Source organism: Halorubrum salsamenti, from assembly GCF_007671685.1.
Taxonomy (GTDB): domain Archaea; phylum Halobacteriota; class Halobacteria; order Halobacteriales; family Haloferacaceae; genus Halorubrum; species Halorubrum salsamenti.
Genome location: NZ_VCNL01000005.1, coordinates 1 through 22091 on the forward strand (window position 1 = coordinate 1; position 22091 = coordinate 22091).

Sequence of the window (22091 nt, forward strand, 5' to 3'; positions counted from 1 at the left end):
CTTACTTCCCTGTTGAAGCGATTGACAATTAAAACTGCGGATTGGGAAACTCAGGCTGTGCCATCCACGGTAGAACGGGTCGACGTTGTCGGATTCATCCTGCGGCTAAAGCCGCAGGTGTTCTCCTTGAATCCTTATAAGTCTCGACGTGAATACGCAGGTATGACTCAGGTCTCGCTCGGGAACCGGCGTGATTTCCGAGCGCTGTTCGATCACCTCGACGGCGTCGCGCTGTGGACGGCCACCCAGCCCGGTGAATTCGACTACATCAGCGCCGGATTCGAGGACATCTGGGGGATCCCACCCGCCGAAGTCAAAGACGACGTCTCCCTGTTGATCGACAGTATCCACCCCGAGGACCGCGACCGGGTCCGAAAAAATATCGAGGAATCGGCCCAGGGAACCCGTGACGAGACGTATGAGGGCCGCGTCGTCCAACCGGACGGATCGGTTCGCTGGGTGCTCACGCGGCAGGTCGCGCTCCGGGACGATGACGGCGAGATCGCCGAGGTCGTCGGCATCTGTACGGACATTACGGAGCAACAGGGCCGCGAGCAGGAGCTCGAACTGCTGAACCGGATCGTCCGCCACGACATTCGCAACGATATGGCCGTCGTTCTCGGCTGGATGGAGATGCTCGAAGACCACGTCGACGCCGACGGGGAAGCGTACCTGCGCAAAATCCTCGCCAGCAGTGAACACGTCGTCGAGCTGACGGAGATCGCGCACGATTACGTCGAAACGGTCGTCTCCGATGAGGACCTCGCCGTCGAGCCGGTTTCGCTTCGGTCGGTCCTGACGACCGAGCTGTCGCTCCGCGAGGAGTCCTTCCCGGAGGCGAAGTTCGTCGTCGACGGGTCCGTTCCCGACGTTTCGGTGGCCGCAGACAGCATGCTCAGTTCGGTGTTCCGGAACCTCCTGAACAACGCCGTTCAACACAACGACAAAGAGACCCCTCTCGTCGAGGTGTCCTGCGAGCTTCGAGACGACGGCGTCGACGTCCGCATCGCCGACAACGGGCCCGGCATCCCGGACGACAAGAAGGAGTTCGTGTTCGGGAAAGGCGAGCGCGGTCTCGGGAGCCCCGGGACGGGAATCGGGCTGTACCTCGTACAGACGCTGGTCTCCCAGTACGGCGGCGACATCCGGATCGAGGACAACGAGCCGACGGGGACCGTGTTCGTCGTCGAACTCCCGCGTGCCGAGTGACGCGACGCCGTCGCGCCGATCCGCTTGCGGACCGCCGTCAGTGACTCCCGACTTCGGTCGGAGGCTTCTGTCTTGTATCGCTGTGAGTGGCTTCTCCGCCGACGCCACCGAAGTAACCTAAAACTGATAGTTCGAACGCTATACCAATCTAATTATATAAATATCGATTCGATTCAGCGCCGATCGTACCCTCGATCGTGGATACGATCGCGGCCGTGGTTGCGACAGGCCCGCAGGGTCGTGTCGAACGCGGATCGCGCTTACCGACAACATCCTCCAGCACCCCGAGCGCGACGTTCGATCTGTCTGAGCTAAAGAGCCATTCCTCCATATCTGGGTATTTCGATCAGCTGAATCCCTTTATATTGACATAATTGGGTGTGGTTCTTGATCATCTAACAGTCTCTGTTTTATTTATAATATATTATATAAATATCTATTTTAGTATTTATACTTTATCTGTTCGCACCGAACCCGTCCGATTTGACAGTCCGATCGCATTCGCAGAGCGGTTGTACTCTCGCTGGGAGCTCCAACCGCGCCTCGGAGCGTGACGGCTCGACATCGCACAGTCGGTGCAAACCGCGAGGCTCATCCGACCGCCGATCGATCACGCGCCGCGCCGGTTGTCGAGGTACGGATCGCCTTGTATCTCCTGTGGGCGTCCCCCGCCGATCAGAACGCTTCGCGGCGATGAGATTCGCGTCGGCGCTCGCGAGGAACGCGGCGAGCCCGGCCGCGTCGAACGGCGTTCTCGGTCGAATCGCCCGGTGACATACCCACAACTGGTGGGACCCGGGTCAGATACCCACCGTCCGCAGCGGACCGCTGCGAAGGACGCTGCGGAGGATCGTTACCGGCCGCCTACCACTCGGCGACGCTTCCGTCGGCGTGTCTCCACACGGGGTTGTGCCAGTCCACGTCTTTCTCGGCCTGCGCGCGTACGTGCCCCTCGTCGATCTCGATCCCGAGGCCGGGCGCGTCCGGAATCTGGACGTACCCGTCCTCGTAGTCGAAGACGGAGGGGTCCGCGAGGTAGTCGAGCACGTCGCTCCTCTCGTTGTAGTGGATGTCGAGGCTCTGCTCTTGGATGAAGGCGTTCGGCGAGCAGGCGTCCACCTGTAGGCAGGAGGCGAGCGCGACGGGACCGAGCGGGCAGTGGGGCGCCATCGCCACGTCGTACGCCTCGGCCATCGCGGCGATCTTCTTCACCTCGGTGATCCCGCCCGCGTGCGAGAGATCGGGCTGGATCACGTCGACCGCGCCGTCCTCGAACACCTCCTTGAAGTCCCACCGCGAGTACATGCGCTCGCCGGTCGCGATGGGCGTCGTGGTGTGTGCCGCGATCTGGGGGAGGGCGTCGTTGTGGCCCGACAGGACGGGCTCTTCGACGAACATCGGGTCGTACGGTTCGAGCGCCTCGACGAGCCGCTTCGCCATCGGTTTGGAGACGCGCCCGTGGAAGTCGACGCCGATATCGACCTCGTCGCCGACGGCCTCCCGGACCTTCCGCAGTCGCGTCGCGGCGGCGTCGATCGCGGCGGGGTCGTCGACCCGCTCGATCTCCTCGGTCGCGTTCATCTTCAGCGCCGTGAACCCCGCCTCGACCTGTTTCCGCGCCTGTTCGGCCACGTCGGACGGGCGGTCGCCGCCGATCCACTGGTACACCCGGATCCGCTCGCGGGCCGCGCCGCCGAGCAGCTCGTGGACGGGGACGCCGAGCTCCTTGCCCTTGACGTCCCAGAGCGCCTGGTCGACCCCCGCGATGGCGCTCATCAACACCGGCCCGCCGCGGTAGAATCCGCCCCGGTACATCGTCTGCCAGTGGTCTTCGATCCGACCGGCGTCCTCGCCGAGCAGGTAGGTGTCGAACAGCTCCTCCACCGCGGTCCGCACCGTCTTCGACCGCCCCTCGACGACCGGCTCTCCCCACCCGACCGTTCCGTCGGCGGTCTCGACGCGCAGGAAGAGCCACCGCGGCGGCACTTCGAACAGCTCGTAGTCGACGATTTCGCTCATTCCCGGCTGGGTGTTCCCCGTCGCCGCTGTTAGTCGTTCCGGGTCCGGCTGCGACGCGAGCGGTCGCTCGCGCGGAGTTGCCGGTGATATATCGACGACTGATCATTACAAAATTAGGGTTGTAATTAAATTGATTGATGGTGAACCGGACCGAGACCGAACCGGCGGCGAGCCGCCCGATTTATGACGGCAGCCGTCCGGAATAGCCGTATGCACTCACGACGAGTCGATCAGATCCGCGATGGCGGCGTGGTCGCAATTCTCCGCGGCGTGGCTCCGGAATCGGCGATCGACGTAGCGACTGCCGTGGTCGACGGCGGCGTCACGGCGCTCGAAGTGACCGCGGACACGCCGAACGTCGCGGAGACGATCGACGCGCTCTCCGATCGATTCGACGACGTGCTCGTCGGCGCCGGGACGGTTCTGGACGCCGAGACCGCCCGGGCGGTACAGCTCGCGGGCGCCGAGTTCCTCGTCACGCCGACGGTCGACGGCGGCGTCATCGAGACCGGAACCCGCTACGGGACGCCGGTCGCCACCGGCGCGTTCACTCCGACCGAGGCCGTCCGAGCGTACGAGGCCGGCGCCGACTTCGTGAAGGTGTTCCCGGCCGCGACGGGCGGACCGGAGCACGTCGCGGCCCTCGGCGGTCCGCTCCCGCAGATCCCGCTCGTCCCGACCGGCGGGGTCGGCCCCGCGAACGCCGGCGAGTACATCGAGGCCGGAGCCGCGGCAGTCGGCGTCGGAAGCGCGATCGTCGACGACGACGCCGTCGCGAACGAGGAGTACGAGACCATCGCCGAGAACGCGCGCCGGACGGTCGACGCGGTCGCGAGCGGTAGAGACCGATAGCTCGACGGTCGATCAGGCGATCCGGGACCGGAACTCGGGGACGCCTTCGGTATCGAGGTCGGTCACGCGGAAGACGGCGCCCGCGCCATCTCCCTCTCTCGACCGGTCCCCGTCGGTGAGTGCGGTCGTCACGTAGAGCGTTTCGTACCCGGCCCCACCGAACGTGACCGAGGAGACCTTCCGCGCCGGGAACTCGATCTCGGAGACGGGCTCTCCGGTCGGCGCGTGCCGAACGACTCGCCCCCCGTTCCACCGTGCCGACCACACGTGACCGCTCGCGTCGACGGTCATCCCGTCGGGGATACCGTCGTCTGCCGCGGTCTCACGGAACGTCCGCTGGTTCGTGAGATCACCGGTATCGCGGTCGTAATCGAACGCGTAGATCCGGTGAGCTTCGGACTCGGTGACGTAGAAGGTCTCTCTGTCGCCGGTGAACCCCATCCCGTTCGGGATGTCGAGGTCCTCGAGGACCGTGGTAACGCGCCCGTCCGGATCGATCCGATAGAGGTCACCGAGCGTCTCCGCGCCGGGCATGGTCCCGCAGAAAACTCGCCCTTCCGGGTCGGCGATCACGTCGTTGAACCTCGTCTGGGCGTCGACTTCGAGTACGGCGGTGGTTGCACCGCTTTCCGGTTCGAACCGCTCGACGGTTCGGCGAGTAAACAGAAGTAACGCCCCGTCGTTCTCGAGCGTCAACCCACCGATCGGTCCGGACGGGGCGTCGTAGGCGATGCCGTGCTCGTCCGTTTCGGGATCGTACGACCAGAGCCGGCCGGCCGGGATATCCACCCAGTACAGCCGCCGGCGGTCGGGATGCCACAGCGGTCCCTCGCCGGTGTGGCTGTGCGTATCCGCTATACGCTCAAGTCGAACCATATCTACTCGTCTCAACGACAGTACTTGAACGTACTGTCCAGCGGGACTGCGAAGAGTTGTCTCAAGTGGCACTTCCCGTCTGTAAATTACCAATATATAATATATTATTTCTTTTTGACTTATAGCCGATTAGTGAGGGATCTCCGATCGCCCACGATAGGGCCTTGAAAGTAGGACTCCGCCCGCCGACAGCAAAAATCTGGAGTGCATCACGGTAGGGAGATCGTGATCCGGCTTCCGTGGATTCACATCCAACTGTACCGCCGCATTCTCTCATTCGGCATTAATCACGTAAATACAACGCTCATATCGGAACTATTCTAAAAAATAACCACTTTAAGCGTATTAATATCAACTATTTCAACTCTCCTAAGCTACCAACCGTCGACTCAGCGTATCGAAATAGAGCCACTGATCGCGTTTCTTTGAGTATCGGTTTCGGCGGACGCCAACGGCTCGGAGCCGTAACCCTCCGGTCGTCCGACCCGTGTTCTACATCCTTTTTGAAAGTATGTTTTTCGTATTTTATAACTTTAGATATATTTGAGATGTATCGATATCCGTGGTGAGTGATTTGACGTCGGAACGAGCTCCGTACGAGGTACGCTGTGAGATGTCCGTCACGCCAACGAGAATCGGATCTGTCGTCGAGAACCTGCTCTGTAGTGACCTCCCGAGCACGCGGGCGAACGCCGGGTTCGTTGTGCTCGGACGGCCTGAGGACCGATCTTGGGTCAGGGTTTTTGTACCACGTCCACGGACACTCAAGCATGCTTCACAGTACCGGGCCGCTGGTGTCGGTCGACGTCGGCGATGAGACCGTCTCTGAAACGGATATTACGGACGTTCAGGAGCGATACATTGGCGGTCGTGGAGTCGCGACGCGGCTCGCCCACGAGCGAATTCCGTTCGACGCGGATCCGCTGGGATCGGAAAACCGGGTGGTGTTCACCACGGGGCCGATGCAGGCCTCCCAGATGAGCTTCACCGGACGGGCGAACTGTACCGCGCTCTCGCCGCTGACGGACGGGCTGCTGTCGTCGAACGCGGGTGGGTTCGTCTCGCGTCACCTCGCGGCGACGGGATACGGGGCGATCGAACTGGCCGGAGCGAGCGACGAGCTGACCGTCGTCCACGTCCGCGACGACGGCGTGGAGTTTGAGCCGGTGCCGGACCTCGCCGGGGCGACCGTCTCTGAGACGACCGACTACCTGGATTCCGAGCACGACATCTCCAGTGACCGGACCGCCGTGATCGGACCGGCAGGCGAAAACGAAGTCCGGTTCGCGTCGATTATGACGACCGAGGAGCGCGCATTCGGCCGGGGCGGGCTGGGGGCGGTTCTCGGGTCGAAAAACGTCAAGGCCGTCACGTTCGGCGGCGACTCTGCGCCCGACCACTCGATTTCCACGACCGCTAACGAGATCCACCGCGAGGCCGCCACCGACGACAACATCATGAAACGACAGGGGACGGTGGCGGTGATGGATCTCGCAAACGAGATGGACGGACTTCCGTCCTACTACTTCTCCGAGCAGTCCTTCGACGGCGTGGAGGGTATCAACGGCGCCGCCGTGGCGGAGAAGAAGTATAAGAAGGGGACGTGCTCCGCGTGTGCGTTCGCGTGTAAGCTCCCGACCCGTGACGAAGCGCGCGGCGTTGAAACCGAAGGCCCGGAGTTCGAGGTCGCGATGGCGTTCGGGTCAAACTCCGGTATCGACGACATCGTCGACGTGATGAAATCCAACCAACTCTGCGACGATTACGGCCTCGATGCGATCTCAACGGGGAACACGATCGCGGCCTACCTCGCGGCCAACGACGAGTTCGGGAACGAGGAGCTGATCTGGGACCTCGTCGAACAGATCGCCTACCGCGAAGATACCGGTGACCTGCTCGCAGACGGCATCGGCCGCGTACACGACGAACTCGGTGTCGAAAACTGGTCCGTGAAGAACCTCGATTTCGCTGCCCACGAGGGCCGCGTGCTCCACGGGCAAGCGCTCTCGTACGCGGTGGCGAACCGCGGCGCCGACCACATGTATTCGGTCTTTTACTCCGTCGAATACCCCCTCGTGGACGAGGACCAAGCTATGAGGCCGGTCGGGTTCGATGGCAAAGCCGAACGGCTGGTCAAACGGGAAAACCAGATGGCGGTCAACGACAGCGGCGTCGTCTGTAAGTTCTCCCGGGACTACATGACGCCTCAGCGCTACGAACTGCTCTTCGATGCGGACTTTGACGAGCTCCTCGATGTCGGCGGGCGTATCGTCACGTTGGAACGCCATTTCAACAACCAACGCGGCTTCGATCGCGGCGACGACCGGCTCCCCTACGAAGACGAACTCCCCGGATTCGAGGCGGCGCTCGATGACTACTACGACGCCAGAGGCTGGGACGACGACGGCACCGTCCCGGAGACTCCGGTCGCTCAGTAGGCCCTGTTGAGGGGTCGCTCGCCTCACCGAGTCTCCCGAGCGGATCGACGTGGAGTTCGCGGGGCGAGAGACGACGTCCCGCGAGTCATTGGGACAATCGTTCGCCACCATTTCGCAGAGCTACCATCTCCGAATATAGTTTCGTATCTTTATATTTCGTGTCAAACGGAGCCGAGTAGCCGGTCCACTTGAGTACGCGAGGTCGACTTACACCCAGCTGGCGGCGAAATCACAGTCACGCCGCCGTCGATCGAAAGGCGATCCGGATCTTCGATGAACAGTGCTGACCGTACTCCACGGTTTATCCTGATTCGAACAGAATCTCTACTCACGGAATCACGCTGATCTTCCCGCGACGGGCGCCGGACTGACACCGCCGTTGTGGTGTCAGGGCCGAATATCGGTGCCCGGTACCGCTATTCGCCGCGCCACTCGGGGTCGCGTCCTTCGAGGAAGGCGTCGATCCCCTCGTCCTTGTCCTCGGTCGCGAATAGCTGGGCGAACAGGGCGGCCTCGTACGCGAGCCCGTCGTCGAGATCCATCCGGCTGCTCGCCCGCACTGCGTCCTTCGCGAATTCGAGGGCGACCGGGCTCTTGTCCGCCATTGCGCCGGCCAGTTCGTCTACCCGCTCGTCGAGGGAAGCCCCGTCGAGGACTTCGTCGACGAGCCCGATGTCGGCCGCCTCAGTGGCGTCGATCAACTCTCCGGAGAGAATCAGCCGCATGGCCTGTCCCTCTCCGACGAGCCGCGGGAGACGCTGGGTGCCGCCGCCTCCGGGAATAATCCCGAGGTTAATCTCGGGCTGACCGAGCTTGGCGTCCGTAGCCGCGAGGCGGACGTCGCAGGCCAGCGCGAGTTCGCATCCGCCTCCGAGCGCGTGTCCGTTTATTCGGGCGATCACCGGGAGCGAAAGATCGGCGACGCGCTCGTATATCCGCGGGCGTTCACTGGCGGCCCGCTGTTCGAGCGCGTCGCGCTCGCGGAGTTCGGTCACGTCGGCACCCGAGACGAACGCACCGCCCGCATCGTCACCCGTGATCACGACGACCCGCGTCGACGCGTCCGCTTCCGCGGCGCCAAGTACGTCGGCGAGGTCCTCACGAACCACCGCATTCAGCGCGTTGCGCTCGTCCGGACGAGATATCGTCACCCTCGTCACGCCCTCGACGCGGTCACCGACGGCCGCCTCGATGACGTCCGATTCGGCGGCGATGGCGGCGGGGTCGGCCGGCTCAGACATCGTCGATCTCTCCGTCGCCGCTCACGCCGACGATCTCGTCGTCCTCCCAGATGTAGAACCCCTCTCCGGTCTTTTTGCCGAGCTTCCCTGCGCGCACCTTCTGTCGGAGCGCCTGCGGAGGCCGGAATCGCTCGCCAAGCTCCTCGTGGAGGTACTCCAGCACGTCGAGGCGTACGTCGAGTCCGACCACGTCTGTCAGTTCGATCGGCCCCATCGGATGGTTGTAGCCGAGTTCCATCGCGTCGTCGATATCTCGCGGGCCCGCGACGCCGGTCTCGAGCATACGGATCGCCTCCGCACCGAGGGCGACGCCCAGTCGCGAGGAGGCGAACCCGGCCGAATCGCGGATCGAGATCGGGCTCTTGTCGAGCGACTCGACGAAGTCGGTGACCCGATCGAGGGTCGCCTCGTCCGTCTGCTCGGCGTCGATCACCTCGACGAGTTCCATGATATGGACCGGGTTGAAGAAGTGGAGGCCGAGCGCCCGGCCCGGGTCGTCGAGGACGCTGATGATCTCCGTCACCGACAGCGAGGAGGTGTTCGTCGCGATGATCGCGTCGGCGGGCGCGGCCGCCGCGATGTCCTCGAACACGCTCTGTTTGAGGTCGACGTCTTCGGGCACCGCTTCGACGACGAGGTCGGCGTCCGCGACTGCCGCCTCCAGGTCCGTCGTCGTCGCGATCCGATCGAGCGTCGCAGCCATCTCGTCTTCCGTCGTTTTCCCTCGATCGACTCCCCCTTGCAGGTTCGTCTCAATGCTCTCGACACCGTCTGCTAGTACCTCTTCGTTGATGTCACGGATCGTGACCTCGTTGCCGGCCATCGCAGTCACCTGCGCGATACCATGACCCATGGTGCCGGCACCTAACACTGTAGTTCGCATGGATCGAGTGTCTCTTTCGGTGTAAATGAAGCTTGTTGTCTCCGCATTCGACCTCGCGGTGGCACCGATTCGCTGGCGGGCGTTGACACCGATTCGCCGACGGAGCGGCTTCGATGGCGACGAGCGTGATCGTCGGATCGGCCCGCCGCACGACCGCTGTGACACACCGACAGCTTCGTTATTGTCCGTCCGAAGAGTGCCCCATGCGCGCTGATAGCGACAACACTCAAGCGATTGGCCTCAAAAACACGGTTTTCGAGGGTTCAAACACCGTGTACCTCCTCGGCGCGGACGGGACGGGTCCCCTCACACTCGTCGATGCGGGATTCGACGCCCCTGACATCCGCGACCAGCTGGCGGCCGGAATCGAGGCGACCGGCCACGCGGTCGCCGACGTCGACCAGATCTTGCTGACTCACTACCACGGCGACCACGCCGGGCTCGCGGGCTGGGTGCAAGCGGAAAGCGGCGCGTCGATCCGGATCCACGAGGCCGACGCGCCGGTCGCCGCGCCGGACGAGGCGGCGTACCGGGATCTCCGGGACCGACAGGAAGCGGCCTTCGAGGCGTGGGGAATGCCGGAGGCGAAACGCGAGGCGGTGCGAGTGGTGCTCGATGAAGAGATGGACCTCGCGGCCGGCGACCCCGAGATCGAGCCGATCGCGGACAGTGAGACCGTGAGAGCCGGACCGTACGACCTGACCGCTCTCCATCTCCCGGGCCACACCGCTGGCCACGTCGGCTACCACGCGGCCGACGAGGGCGCCCTCTGGAGTGGCGACGCGCTCCTGCCGCGGTACACCCCGAACGTCGGCGGCGCGGACGTGCGGCTCGACGGCGCACTTGCGGCGTACCTCGGAAGTCTCGAACGGATCGTCGACGTCTCTCCAGAAATCGCCTGGCCCGGCCACCGTGACCGGATCGACGATCCGGTCGGGAGGGCGCGCGAGATCGTCGAACACCACCGCGAACGCACCCGACGGGTAATTCGAGTGCTCCGCGAGCGGGGTCCCGCGAACGCGTGGGCCGTAAGCCACGAGCTGTTCGGCGAACTCGAAGCGATCCACATCCTTCACGGCCCCGGTGAGGCGTCGGCGCACCTCGAACACCTGACCGACCACGGGATCGCCGAGCGCAACGACGACGGAACCTACGCGCTCGTCGATCCCGCGTCGGGGGATGACCTCGACCTCGACGACCTCTTCCCGGACGTCTGAGCGAGCGGGCCCACGCGCGGGACCGACGCTCGCCGTCCCGCCGCCGTACCGTCGCTTACTCTCCCGCCGCCGTAACGACTGTCGGTTTCGCTCATTCTATCGGACCCGGCTATCGTCTGCCTGTGCTCGGACGGGGTCGCGGAATCCGGTTACGGAATCCTTTTGAGACGGGCCTGTCATCACGACCCATGGGATACGACGGACCCACAGAGTTGTATATCGACGGCGAGTGGACGCCGGCGACCGACGAACAGACCATCGAAACGACCGATCCCGCGACGGAGGCGCCGTACGCGACCGTCGCGAGCGCGACTCCGGAGGACGTCGACCGCGCGGCCGCGGCCGCCGACGCGGCCGCCGCCCGTGACGGTGACTGGCGCTCGCTCGACCCGAGTGAGCGCGCGGCGCACCTCCACGCGATGGCCGACGCGATCGAGGACCTCTCTGACGAGATCGTCCTCGTGGAGTCGCACGACAACGGCAAGACCCCGTTCGAGGCCGGGCTCGACATCGACATGGTCGTCGACACGTTCCGGTACTACGCCGGGTGGGCGGACAAGCTCACGGGACAGACGGTGCCCGTCCCCGGCGACCGGCTCGACTACGTCCGGCAGGAGCCCCTCGGGGTGACTGCTCACATCGCGCCGTGGAACTACCCGTTCCAGCTCGCCGGGCGGAGCCTCGCGCCGGCGCTCGCCTGCGGGAACACCGCGGTGCTCAAACCGTCGAGCCAGACGCCGCTGTCGGCGCTGTACTACGCCGAGGCGGCCGATCGCGCCGGTCTCCCGGACGGCGTTCTCAACGTCGTCCCCGGAACCGGCAGCGAGGCGGGCGACGCGCTCGTCGGCCACCCGGACGTCGACCACGTCGCGTTCACCGGGAGCACCGACGTCGGCAAGGGAATCATGTCCCGCGCCGCCGAGAACGTGACGGGCGTCACCATGGAGCTCGGCGGGAAGGGCCCGAACGTCATCTTCCCCGACGCGGATCTCGACGCCGCCGCGTCCGGCGTCCACTACGGGATCTTTATGAACGCGGGCCAGATGTGCTGGGCCGGCTCGCGTCTGCTCGTCCACGAGGATGTCCACGACGAGGTCGTCGAACGCGTCGTCGAGCGGGCCGAGGCGACCCCGCTCGGGAGCGGGATCGACGACGACGGCCGCATGGGGCCGCTCGTCAGCGAGTCGCACCTCGCGGACGTCGAGGCGTACGTCCAGACGGGGCTCGACGAGGGCGCGACCCTCGCGACCGGCGGGTCGCGGCCCGACGATCTCGACGACGGGTACTTCCTCGAGCCCACGGTGCTCACGGACGTCACCAACGACATGACCGTCGCACGTGAGGAGATCTTCGGTCCCGTGCTCTCGGTGATCCCGTTCGCCGACCGCGAGGAGGCGATCGCGATCGCGAACGACTCCCCGTACGGGCTGATGGCCGGGATCTGGACGTCGGATCTGGAGACGGCGCACGGCGCGGCCGCCGACCTCGACTACGGTATGGTGTCGGTCAACGAGTACCCGGTGACGTTCCCGCAGACGCCGTTCGGCGGCTTCAAACAGAGCGGTATCGGGCGCGAGCAGGGGACGGAGGCGCTTGCGGAGTACACGCAGGCGAAGAACGTCAACGTGAACCTCGAAGGCTGACCGGCCGCTCCCCCGAGTCCGGATCGATCACGGACGAGATCGCCAGGTGGGCACCGATTACGTTCAGCGTATACGCCCGCCGCGCGACCGCGGGCTCGTAAGCGGCCCGGGCCGAAGCAGTATTACAACCTTATCCATGTAACACTAAACGGCGCTCACATCACCTCTTTCCCGGGCGTCCCGGTTCTACACCGGTAAGCCGGTCGAAACCGCCGGATTTCTCCGCTGCCTGCAATAGCGTAAACGCATCACGTATACACCAACTGCGGTGAGACGCGTCTGTCTCCGTGGCCCGTAACGAGACCTTACCTACCGCTGTCCGGTCGGTTCGTCGGATGGCCAGGCGAGTAATCGACCCGCGTCAGCGCTCGGACGCTGGCACGCGTCAGTCGCCACGCGCGGGTGCGTCGCCGATCAGCGCTCACTGCCTGTGGTATCAGCCCCGCCGCCCGTTGTGGTCACGCGGCGACAAGTCCGGGCGAACTGCTCAGAGCCCGAGCGCCGCCTCCGCGACCGTCGTCTTCTGGATCTCGTCGGTCCCGCCGATGATCGAGAGGATCCGGGCGTCGCGGTAGTAGCGCTCCAGCGGGTAGTCCGCGCGGTACCCCTTGCCGCCGTACACCTGCATCGCGTTTCGGGCGACGAACTCGGCGGTCTCGCTCGCGGTGAACTTCGCGCGCGAGGAGGCTCGCGTGTCGCCCTCTCCCGCCGCGATCCGGGTCGCCGAGTCGTAGGTCAGATGGCGCGCGGCGGAGAGCTTGGAGTCCATCTCCGCGACGAGCACCTGCACGGCCTGGTACTCGCCGACCGCCTGCCCGCCCTGCTCGCGGTCGCCAGCGTAGGCGACCGCCTCGTCGAACGCCGCGCGCGCGATGCCGACGCCGATCGCGGCCAGCCCCGTCCGAGCCATGTCGATCGTCCCCATCGCGATGCGGAAGCCGTGGCCGACCTCTCCCAGCAGCGCGTCCTCGTCCACGGCGACCTCGTCGAAGGCCGAGTCCCCGGTGACGTGCCCGTGCATGCCGAGGTACTCGCCACGCTCGAACGAGAACCCGTCCGTCTCGTCGACCCCTGGGACGAGGAAAACGCTGACGCCGTGGCCGTCCTCCGGTGCCGGACGCTTGCGCGCCACGACGAGGTGGACGTCGGCGACGCCGGCGTTCGTGCCGAACGTCTTCTCGCCGCTGATCCGGTAGCCGTCGTCGGTCGCCGTCGCGACGGTCTCCAGCTCCGACGGCGACGACCCCGCCCCCGGCTCCGTCAACAGCATCGACCCGACGCGCTCGCCCGCGACCATGTCCGGCAGGAGCCGCTCGCGCTGGGCGTCCGTCCCGAAGTTCAACACCGGCAGCGTCGCGAAGGTGTGACCCTGTATCGTCTCCGCGACCGCGCCGCTCTCGGCCGCGATCCGCTCGATCGCCAGACAGTAAGCGACGAAGTCGGCGCCGAGCCCCCCGTACTCCTCTGGAACGAGGATCCCGAGGAGCCCCCGCTCGCCGGCCTCCTCGATCACGTCGCGGGGGAACTCTCCGGTCTCCTCGATCGCTTCGGCGCGTTCCGCGACGACCTCGGTCGCGAACGACTCGGCCCGTTCTCGGACCGCGCGCTGCTCGGCGGACAACGACTGCTCGATGAGCGTCATGCCCGCTACTCCCGGCCCGGACCTCTTAAACGTTCACGTCAGTCGAAGTCCGGCCGGCGGTCGTCGAGGAAGGCGGCCACCCCCTCCTCGTGGGCGTCGGTCCCGTACGCCCGGACCTGTAGCGCCGCCTCGCGGTCGAGCGCGTCGTCGACGGGGCGGCCGAGGTTCCCGTGGAGTCCCTCCTTGATCAGCCCGAGCGTCGTCGTCGGCTTTCGGCCGAGCGTCTCCAGCAGCTCGTCCACCCGGTCATCGAGGGCGTCTCCCGACACGGCCTCGTTTATCAGGCCCATCGTCGCGGCCTCGTCGGCGTCGAAGAGCCGACCGGTCATCGTCAGCTCCTTCGCCCGTCGGAGGCCGACGAGTCGGGGGAGCAGCACCGTTCCCCCGGAGTCCGGAATGAGCCCGACGTTCACGAACGCCTCCCCGAACCGGGCGTCCGCGTCGGCGTAGGCGAAATCACAGGCGGCCGCGAGGTTCGTCCCCGCTCCGATCGCGTCGCCGTTCACCTTGGCGATCACCGGGAACGGGGCCGAGAGGATCGCCCGTATGTTCGCGTTCAGCGTCTCCTGGACGCGCCGCGACGCCTCGTCGGCCGTCTCGTCGCGCTCGCGCATCGCCTCCAGGTCTCCGCCGGCACAGAAGCTCCCGCCCGAGCCCGTGATCACGAGCGCGCGGACGTCTCGCTCCGTCGCCGCCTCGATCGCGTCGCGGAGGTCCCGCGCCGTGGCCGGCGTCATCGCGTTTCGAGCGTCGGGTCGGTCGAACCGTGTCACCTGGACGCGTCCGTCGACAGTGGTTTCCATACGTGGTCTGCGAGACGGACCCACATAGTTTTTAGTACCCGCATCGACGTTACTCGCCATATGCGTGAGGCATACGTTATCGGCGCGGGTCAGTCACCGTTCGGCTCGTACCCGGAAGAGACCTACCGATCGTTGTTCGAGACGGCGTACGACCGCGCGCTCGACAGCGTCGACGGCGACGTCGACACCGATCGGATCGATGAGGCGTTTCTCGGCACTCTCGGCGTCGGCGGCCGACAGATCGGGCTCAGCGGTCCGGCAGTGACGGAGCACGTCGGTCTGCACGGCGTCCCGACGACGCGGGTGGAGAACGCCTGCGCGGCGAGCGGCTACGCGCTGCGCAACGCCGTCTCCGCCGTCAAGTCGGGGATGGCCGACCTCGTCCTCGCGGGCGGGTACGAGGTGATGACGGACACCAGCGCCGACCAGACGAAGTGGTGGCTCGGCGTCAGCGGCGAGACCGAGTGGGAGCGCCTTTCCGGCACCACCTTCGCCGGCGTGTACGCGCAGATGGCGTCCGCGTACCTCGACGAGTACGACGCGACGCCGGACGATCTGAGCCGAGTCGCGGTGAAGAACCACGCCAACGGCGCGGAGAACCCCAACGCTCACCTCGGGTTCACCTGCTCGCTCGAAGACGCCACCGCGGCGCCCGCGGTCGCCGACCCCCTCACGCTGTACCACTGCTGTCCGACCACCGACGGCGCGAGCGCCGCGCTCGTCGCCAGCGAGGAGGTCGCTCGCGAGCTGTCGGACGTGCCCGTCCGGGTCGCCGCCAGCGGCGCCGCCTCCGGGGCGGTCGGGCTGTTCCAGCGCGACTCGCTCACCTCGATTCCGGCGACCGTAACGGCCGCCGAGCGCGCCTACGAACAGGCGGGGATCGAGTCCGGCGACGTCGACTTCGCGGAGGTCCACGACTGCTTCGCGATCGCGGAGCTGCTGGCGTACGAGGACCTCGGCCTCTGCGAGCGCGGCGAGGCGCCGCGTCTGCTGCGCGAGGGCGTCACCGACCCCGACGGCGACCTCCCGGTCAACACGAGCGGCGGGCTCAAGTCGAAGGGTCACCCCATCGGCGCGACCGGCACCGGACAGGTCGTGGAGGCGTTCGAGCAGCTCCGGGGCCACGGACACGTGCAGGTCGACGGCGCCGAGCGCGGGCTCACCCACAACGTCGGCGGCAGCGGCGGGGGCGTCACCGTCCACGTCTTCGAGCGCGGCTTCGGAGGTGGGTCGGCGTGACCCGCGGAATCGCCGCGGCCGGTGTGCACGTCCCCCGGTTCCGGATCGAGGCCTCGACGGTCAGCGAGGCGTGGGGCGTCGATCACGCGAGCGGAATCGAGCGGAAGGCGCTGCCGGCGGCGGACGAGGACGCCCTGACGATGGCGATTTCGGCCGCGACCGACGCGCTCGACCGTGTCGACGTGACCCCGGAATCCCTCGAGTTCGTCGGCCTCGCGACCACCACGCCGCCGCTGGCCGAGGAGGAGTTCGCGCCGCGGGTCGTCCGCGCGCTCGGAGGCGAGAGCGGGACTCGCACGGCGACGGCGACGGCGAGTCCGCTCGCCGGGGTCGACGTGCTGGAGCGCGCGGTCGAGGCCGACGGGCCGGCGCTCGCGATCGCCGCCGACGCGCCCACCGGTGACCCGGCCGAGGCCGACCACCGTCTCGGCGCCGCCGCGGTCGCGTTCCTCGTCGATGATGACGCTCCGGTAACGCTCGTCGACAGCGCCGCGCACGCCGACGAGTATCCCGGCGTCCGCTACCGTGAGCGGGGTTCGGAGACGGTCGACGCGCTCGGGGTGACGACGTACGAGCGCGACGCGGTCGGCGAGAGCGTCGCGGCCGTCCTCGAGACCCTCGCCGCCGACGACCCGGTTGGGGCGGCGCTCCACCAGCCGAACGGGGGACTTCCGTACCGCGTCGGCGGACGCACCGACCTCACCAACGACGCGATCGAACGCGGCACCGTCGTCGACCGCGTGGGTGACGCGGGGGCCGCCACGGTGCCGCTGGGGCTCTGCGCGGCGCTCGCGGCGGCCGATGCCGACGCGACGACCGTCGCCGCCGACTTCGGCGGCGGCGGGGCCGCGCTCGGACTCGCGTTCGCGGGCGGGCTCGATGCCGTGCCAGCCGTCGACGAGAGACTCGGCGGCGGTGAACTCGTCTCGTACGACCGGTACCTCCGCGAGCGCGGATACGTCGTCGACGGCGAGGTCGCCGGCGGCGGCGCCCACGTCAGCCTCCCGTCGTGGCGCCGGTCACTCGACGGCCGCTACCGGCTCGTCGCCGGTCAGTGTCCGTCCTGCGGTGGACTGACCTTCCCCGCTGAGGGGGCCTGCGGCGTCTGTCACGACCGCGGCTCGTTCGAGCGCGTGGAACTTCCGCGAGACGGCGTCGTCGACGCGGTGACGGTGATCGGACAGGGCGGCGCGCCGCCGGAGTTCGTCCCTCAGCAGGAGCGGGACGGCCCCTACGCCGTCGGAATCGTGCGGTTCACCCGCGACGGCGAGGAGGTCACGATCCCGATGCAGTTGACCGACTGCGACCCCGAGACGGTCGCCGTCGGCGACGACGTCCGGGCGACGATCCGTCGCGTCTACGCGGACGAGGGGATCCCGCGGTACGGCTCGAAGGCGACGCCGATCTGACGCCCCGGACGGCGTCGATCGACCGACGGGTTCCCCCGCTCGCCTTCTGACAGGTTACGGGACAGGGGGCTGTTCCCGACACTACTATGTGAAATGGGTTCACATACCGTAGCGAACCATGAGCGATCTCACGCCACCGACGCGCGAGGAGATAGTCGAGTACGCCGCGGAACACCACATGGACCTTACGGCGGAGGAGGTAGACACGCTGGCGGCCGTGATCCCCGAGGTGCTCGGGGCGTACGAGCGGCTCGACGAACTGTCGACATCGCCACCACCGGTAGCGTATCCGGACCGGCACGTCGAGGAGGTCGACCCCGACGACGCGGCCGATCCACTGAATGCGGTGATCCGAACCTGCGTCGTCGAGGGCGCCGACGCGGGCCCGCTGGAGGGCTACGACGTGGGGCTCAAGGACAACGTCTCGTTGGCCGACGTCGAGACGACGTTCGGTTCGGACGTCCTTTCCGGGTACGTTCCGCGGTACGACGCGACGATCGTCACCCGGCTGCTCGACGCCGGCGCGTCGATCACGGCGAAGCTCAACATGGAGAACCTCGCCTTCTCCGGAAGCGGTGAGATGTCGGCGTACGGACCGGTAGTGAACCCGCACGACGACGGCCACTTAGCGGGCGGATCGTCGAGCGGCTCGGCGGCGGCGGTCGCGAGCGGCCTCGTCGACGTGGCGATCGGCGGCGATCAGGCGGGATCGATCCGGATTCCCGCCGCGTGGTGTGGCTGCGTCGGCCACAAGCCCACCCACGGGCTCGTCCCGTACACCGGGATCCTCGGACTCGGGCGGACGTTCGACCACACCGGCCCGCTGGCGTCGAGCGTCGCCGACTGCGCTCGCGTGCTCGACGCGATCGCGGGTGCGGACCCGCTCGATCCGCGGCAGAACGCGGCGGTCCCGACGCAGGCGTACGCCGACCGCGTCGAATCGGCTCCCGACGCCGACGGGCTCACGATCGGCGTGCTGACCGAGGGGTTCGGCCACGAGGAGAGCGACCCCGGCGTCGACGAGACGGTCAGAGAGGCGCTCGACGCCCTCGACGACGCGGGCGCGACCGTCACGGAGGTGTCCGTGCCGATGCACCGCGACGGGCTGGCGATCTGGAACGGAGTCGCCAACGAGGGGACGACCGCGACGATCGCCGGCGAGGGCGTCGGCCACTTCGCGGACGGCTACTACGACACCGACCTGATGGCCGCGTTCGCCGAGGCGCGCCGGGAGAACGCCGACGCGTACCCGCCGACGATCAAGCTCGTCGCGACGCTCGGCGCGTACCTCTCGGAGGAGTACCACAGCCGGTACTACGCGAAGGCGCAGAACCTCTCGCGGGAGCTCTCCGAGGCGTACGACGACGCGCTCGCCGACGTCGACGTGCTGGCGATGCCGACCACGCCGCAGACGGCCCACGAGCGGCTCGATGACCCCTCGATGGCGCAGATCATCTCGCGCGCGGTGGACATGCTTCCGAACACGGCACCGTTCGACGTGACTGGGCATCCGGCGGTCTCCGTCCCGGCCGGCGCGAGCGACGGGCTCCCGGTCGGGCTGATGCTCGTCGGCGAGCAGTTCGACGACGCGACGCCGCTGGCCGCCGCACGGGTCGCCGAACGGACGCTCGGCTGATCGGCGCTCGTCGGGAAGGGGGATGAAGACTGTCCGCGAACGACATTTGCATAACATGTTCGTAACGACATTTATATGGGTGTGACACGAATCCTCACGTATGAGCGCGCAATCTGACTCGGCGGGAGTGTCCTGTTCCGCGTGGGACAACTCGGAGTGCGGGGGCACGCCGTACTGTCCGCCGCGGTGTCCACGGTTCGAGGGGAAAGACGGGATGCCGTACGTCGCGCGGCCGTTCAGGGAGGAGGACCGATCGGCGCTCGTTTCGATGTATGCCGATCTCGACCGGTTCAGCCGCGCGAACGGGCTACCGCCGATGAGCGTCCCGAAGATCGAGTCGTGGCTCGACCGGCTACTCGAGAACGGGTGGAACTTGGTCGTAGTCGACGGCTCGGAGATCGTCGGTCACGTCGCCGCCGTCCCGGTCGACTCGACCGCGCCCGAGTTCGTGATCTTCGTTCATCAGGACCACCAGAACAACGCGGTGGGGACGGAACTCGTCAAACAGCTCATTGCGTACGCCGACGACCGGGACCACGAGGGACTCACGCTGGAGGTGTCGACCGGCAACGAGCGCGCGATCACCGTCTACGAGAACGTCGGGTTCGAGGTCACAGAGGAGAAACTCTCCGAGATCGAGATGGAACTCGATCTCGACGGGTCGCTCGCAGATCGACTCCAGCGTCCACCCGCGGAGCGCGAGTGACGTCCGTCGTTCGGCGTTACTACCGGAAGTTGTCTAGAGACTGCGCTTAGGGCCCTCCGATGGGACGAACGGCGATCGAGACCGCTATGTCCGTTCGTCTCCGGCGATGAGCACGGGGAGTTCGGTCGTCAGGATAACGTCCTGCGTCACGCTTCCGAACAGCGCCTTTCCGGTCGGCGATCGCTTCCGACCGGCGAGACAGATCAGGTCGGCCCCGGCTTCGTCGGCGTACCCGATGATCTCCGCCGACGGGTTGCCGCTTCGACCGACGAGTTCGACGTCGATACCGGCCGCTTCGAGTTCCGTCTCTGCGAACCGGGCCGTCTGGAGCTGCGCGATCGACGCGCCGGTCGGATTGTCCGAGAACACGTGCAGCACGGTCACGGTGAGATCCTCCGTCCGCATCGGTAGATCCTCTACGACCGTCTGGACCTGTCGACCAACGCGCTCCTTATCGTCGTCGATAGCGAACAGTATCTCGCTCATAGCCGTTACTTCTCACCCGGATCATAAATAGACTGCTGGTGGTTCCGACGCTGGGGCCCGCCCGGAAGGGGGTATCCCGCCGGCTACTCGCCGGTGAACTCCGGGTCGCGGTCCTCGCGGAACGCCGCGATCCCCTCGCGGTGGTCATCGGTCTCCAGCAGCGTGCTCTGTGCGAGCGACTCGACGGTCCCGGCGGTCCGGGTGTCCGCGTCGCGGGCGGTGTTGACGACGCGTTTCGCCAGCCCGATCGCCTGTGGCGGGCGGTCACAGAGATCCTCGGCGTACGCGTTGGCCGCCGAATCGGGGTCGTCCGCCACGCGCTCGACGAGCCCGACCTCGCGAGCGCGGTCGCCGTCGATCAGCTCGCCGCTGAAGATGAGATCCTTCGCCGTCCCCGGACCGACGAGGTGAACGAACCGAGAGCAGCCGCCCAGCCCCGGAATGAGCCCGATGTTATGTTCCGGGAATCCGAGCGTCGCGTCCGGCGCCGCGATACGGACGTCGCAGGCCAACGCGAGTTCGAGCCCGCCGCCGACGCAGGTGCCGTCGATCGCCGCGATCACCGGCTTCTCGATCGTCTCTATCGCGTCGAACGCGCCGCCGAGGATCCGCGAATTCTCGCGGAACTCGGCGGTCGTCCACTCCTGTGCCTCCTCGAAGAGCGCGACATCGGCCCCGACGGAGAACACCTCGTCGCCGCCGGCGACGATCCCGACCCGCACGCGGTCCTCGCGGAAGACGTCGACCGCCTCGGCCAGCTCGTGGCGCATTCGCTGATCGATCGCGTTCACCGGATCGTTGTCGAGCCGGACCGTCGCAACGCTCTCGTTGACTGCCACGGTTAACGTGTCGAATTCCATAGTGGTGGGCTCGCGGCTGATCGACTTGGTTCTTTCTCCCGCGAAGAACCGCGGCACCGAGGCTGACGGGTCGGCCCCTCCCCGTCAGCTCCACTCCGGCTCGCGCTCCGAGAAGAACGCCGCGAGCCCTTCGTCGAACGTGTCCGACTCGCTCATTCGTTTTATCGCCGAGCGCTCCCGTTCGAGGTGGCGATCGAGTCCTCCCTCGAAAGCGGTGTCGAGAAGTCGTTTCGTCCGTGCGTACGCTTCGGTCGGCCCTGCAGCGTAGTCGGCTGCCCTCTCTGTCACCGTGGCGAGAAACTCCTCTTCCGACCCCTCATACCGCTCGTTCGCGATTCCGAGGTCGACGGCTTGCGCCGCGTCGATCGGATCGGGATCGAACAGTAGCTCTCGCGCGCGATACGGTCCGACCGTCCACACGAGGAAGAACGGCGTCGCGTTGTCCGGCGTGAGCCCGATTCGGGCGTACGCCGTGTCGAACACCGCATCCTCGTGGACGTGGATCAGATCCGACGCGAGTGCGAACCCGAGGGCGCCCCCCGCAGCGACGCCCGTCACCGCCGCGATAACCGGTGCCGGGAACTCTCGAACGGCCCGGATCAGTCGGTTTGAGGCGGCCGCGATGGCGTCGATCTTCGCGGACCGCATCTCTTGTGGCGCCTGTTCGATCGCCTGTAGGTCGGCGCCCGCGGAGAACACCGGGTCACCGTACAGGACGAGACAGCCCGCCTCGCCGGCGACCGACTCAACGGTTTTCGCCATCGCCTCCACCTTCGCCGGGCGGAACACGTTCAGCGGTTCCTCTCCCTCCTCCATCGCGATCCGGACTACGTTCCCGTCGTCGACGCGCTCGACGCGGACGAGCGGGTGCGGTCGCTCAGTCATAGCGCGACACCTTCGACGTCTGCAGGCGGGTGAAACGGGGAACCATC

The 22091-nt window shown here is 66.7% G+C and carries 18 protein-coding genes; 9 read left to right on the top strand and 9 right to left on the bottom strand.

Annotated elements, in window-relative coordinates:
• The first annotated feature begins 162 nt into the window (after positions 1-162).
• A complete protein-coding gene (locus tag FGL94_RS13315) occupies positions 163-1209 on the top strand; it encodes a PAS domain-containing sensor histidine kinase (protein WP_144926185.1) in 1047 nt (348 codons plus the stop codon).
• An 864-nt stretch (positions 1210-2073) separates the two neighbouring features.
• On the opposite strand, the gene dgoD is transcribed toward FGL94_RS13315, so the two are convergent.
• A complete protein-coding gene (dgoD, locus tag FGL94_RS13320; RefSeq protein WP_144926188.1) occupies positions 2074-3228 on the bottom strand; it encodes a galactonate dehydratase in 1155 nt (384 codons plus the stop codon).
• A gap of 210 nt (positions 3229-3438) precedes the next feature.
• Here dgoD and FGL94_RS13325 point away from each other — a divergent pair, with 210 nt between their 5' ends.
• Complete coding sequence (locus tag FGL94_RS13325) at positions 3439-4080, top strand: bifunctional 4-hydroxy-2-oxoglutarate aldolase/2-dehydro-3-deoxy-phosphogluconate aldolase (protein ID WP_144926191.1); 642 nt, start codon at positions 3439-3441, stop codon at positions 4078-4080.
• Between the two features lie 12 nt (positions 4081-4092).
• On the opposite strand, the gene FGL94_RS13330 is transcribed toward FGL94_RS13325, so the two are convergent.
• Positions 4093-4956 carry an SMP-30/gluconolactonase/LRE family protein gene (locus FGL94_RS13330; protein ID WP_144926194.1) on the bottom strand — a complete coding sequence of 288 codons (864 nt, stop codon included), beginning with the start codon at positions 4954-4956 and terminating at the stop codon, positions 4093-4095.
• A gap of 770 nt (positions 4957-5726) precedes the next feature.
• On the opposite strand from FGL94_RS13330, the gene FGL94_RS13335 reads away from it, so the two are divergent.
• Positions 5727-7394 (top strand): aldehyde ferredoxin oxidoreductase family protein, encoded by a 1668-nt coding sequence (locus tag FGL94_RS13335; protein WP_144926197.1) that lies wholly within the window; start codon positions 5727-5729, stop codon positions 7392-7394.
• Between the two features lie 416 nt (positions 7395-7810).
• On the opposite strand, the gene FGL94_RS13340 is transcribed toward FGL94_RS13335, so the two are convergent.
• Together FGL94_RS13340 and FGL94_RS13345 are read right to left on the bottom strand one after the other, a co-directional pair.
• Positions 7811-8635, bottom strand: coding sequence for an enoyl-CoA hydratase/isomerase family protein (locus FGL94_RS13340; RefSeq protein WP_144926200.1), 825 nt, complete (start codon positions 8633-8635; stop codon positions 7811-7813).
• Positions 8628-9518, bottom strand: a complete 891-nt coding sequence (locus tag FGL94_RS13345; protein WP_144926203.1) for a 3-hydroxyacyl-CoA dehydrogenase family protein — start codon at positions 9516-9518, stop codon at positions 8628-8630. Before FGL94_RS13345 ends, FGL94_RS13340 begins: the two co-directional genes overlap by 8 nt.
• Positions 9519-9721: 203 nt before the next feature.
• Between FGL94_RS13345 and FGL94_RS13350 the strand changes: the two genes are divergently transcribed.
• Both FGL94_RS13350 and FGL94_RS13355 read left to right on the top strand, forming a co-directional pair.
• The gene (locus FGL94_RS13350) at positions 9722-10735 is read left to right on the top strand and encodes an MBL fold metallo-hydrolase (protein ID WP_144926206.1); all 1014 of its coding nucleotides are present in this window, start codon (positions 9722-9724) and stop codon (positions 10733-10735) included.
• Between the two features lie 188 nt (positions 10736-10923).
• On the top strand, positions 10924-12378 hold the full coding sequence (locus tag FGL94_RS13355) for an aldehyde dehydrogenase family protein (RefSeq protein WP_144926209.1): 1455 nt from the start codon (positions 10924-10926) through the stop codon (positions 12376-12378).
• Positions 12379-12865: 487 nt separating this feature from the next.
• On the opposite strand, the gene FGL94_RS13360 is transcribed toward FGL94_RS13355, so the two are convergent.
• Together FGL94_RS13360 and FGL94_RS13365 are read right to left on the bottom strand one after the other, a co-directional pair.
• On the bottom strand, positions 12866-14020 hold the full coding sequence (locus FGL94_RS13360) for an acyl-CoA dehydrogenase family protein (protein WP_144926212.1): 1155 nt from the start codon (positions 14018-14020) through the stop codon (positions 12866-12868).
• A 38-nt stretch (positions 14021-14058) separates the two neighbouring features.
• Positions 14059-14823: an enoyl-CoA hydratase/isomerase family protein gene (locus FGL94_RS13365; protein WP_144926215.1), complete on the bottom strand. Its 765-nt coding sequence runs from the start codon at positions 14821-14823 to the stop codon at positions 14059-14061.
• Positions 14824-14883: 60 nt separating this feature from the next.
• Here FGL94_RS13365 and FGL94_RS13370 point away from each other — a divergent pair, with 60 nt between their 5' ends.
• The 4 genes from FGL94_RS13370 to FGL94_RS13385 all read left to right on the top strand — a co-directional run bounded on the left by FGL94_RS13370 (position 14884) and on the right by FGL94_RS13385 (position 19813).
• On the top strand, positions 14884-16062 hold the full coding sequence (locus FGL94_RS13370; protein WP_144926218.1) for a thiolase domain-containing protein: 1179 nt from the start codon (positions 14884-14886) through the stop codon (positions 16060-16062).
• Positions 16059-17471 (top strand): OB-fold domain-containing protein, encoded by a 1413-nt coding sequence (locus tag FGL94_RS13375; RefSeq protein WP_144926221.1) that lies wholly within the window; start codon positions 16059-16061, stop codon positions 17469-17471. The genes FGL94_RS13370 and FGL94_RS13375 overlap by 4 nt, the downstream gene beginning before the upstream one ends.
• Before the next feature lie 118 nt (positions 17472-17589).
• A complete protein-coding gene (locus FGL94_RS13380) occupies positions 17590-19107 on the top strand; it encodes an amidase (RefSeq protein WP_144926224.1) in 1518 nt (505 codons plus the stop codon).
• Positions 19108-19207: 100 nt separating this feature from the next.
• Entirely contained in the window at positions 19208-19813 is a 606-nt protein-coding gene (locus FGL94_RS13385) for a GNAT family N-acetyltransferase (protein WP_144926227.1), read from the top strand.
• A gap of 84 nt (positions 19814-19897) precedes the next feature.
• Here FGL94_RS13385 and FGL94_RS13390 read toward each other — a convergent pair whose 3' ends face one another.
• From FGL94_RS13390 to FGL94_RS13400, 3 genes are all read right to left on the bottom strand, one after another.
• Positions 19898-20299: a universal stress protein gene (locus FGL94_RS13390; RefSeq protein ID WP_144926230.1), complete on the bottom strand. Its 402-nt coding sequence runs from the start codon at positions 20297-20299 to the stop codon at positions 19898-19900.
• Positions 20300-20382: 83 nt separating this feature from the next.
• The gene (locus FGL94_RS13395) at positions 20383-21159 is read right to left on the bottom strand and encodes an enoyl-CoA hydratase/isomerase family protein (RefSeq protein ID WP_144926233.1); all 777 of its coding nucleotides are present in this window, start codon (positions 21157-21159) and stop codon (positions 20383-20385) included.
• An 84-nt stretch (positions 21160-21243) separates the two neighbouring features.
• Positions 21244-22044, bottom strand: a complete 801-nt coding sequence (locus FGL94_RS13400; protein WP_144926236.1) for an enoyl-CoA hydratase/isomerase family protein — start codon at positions 22042-22044, stop codon at positions 21244-21246.
• Positions 22045-22091: the final 47 nt, after the last annotated feature.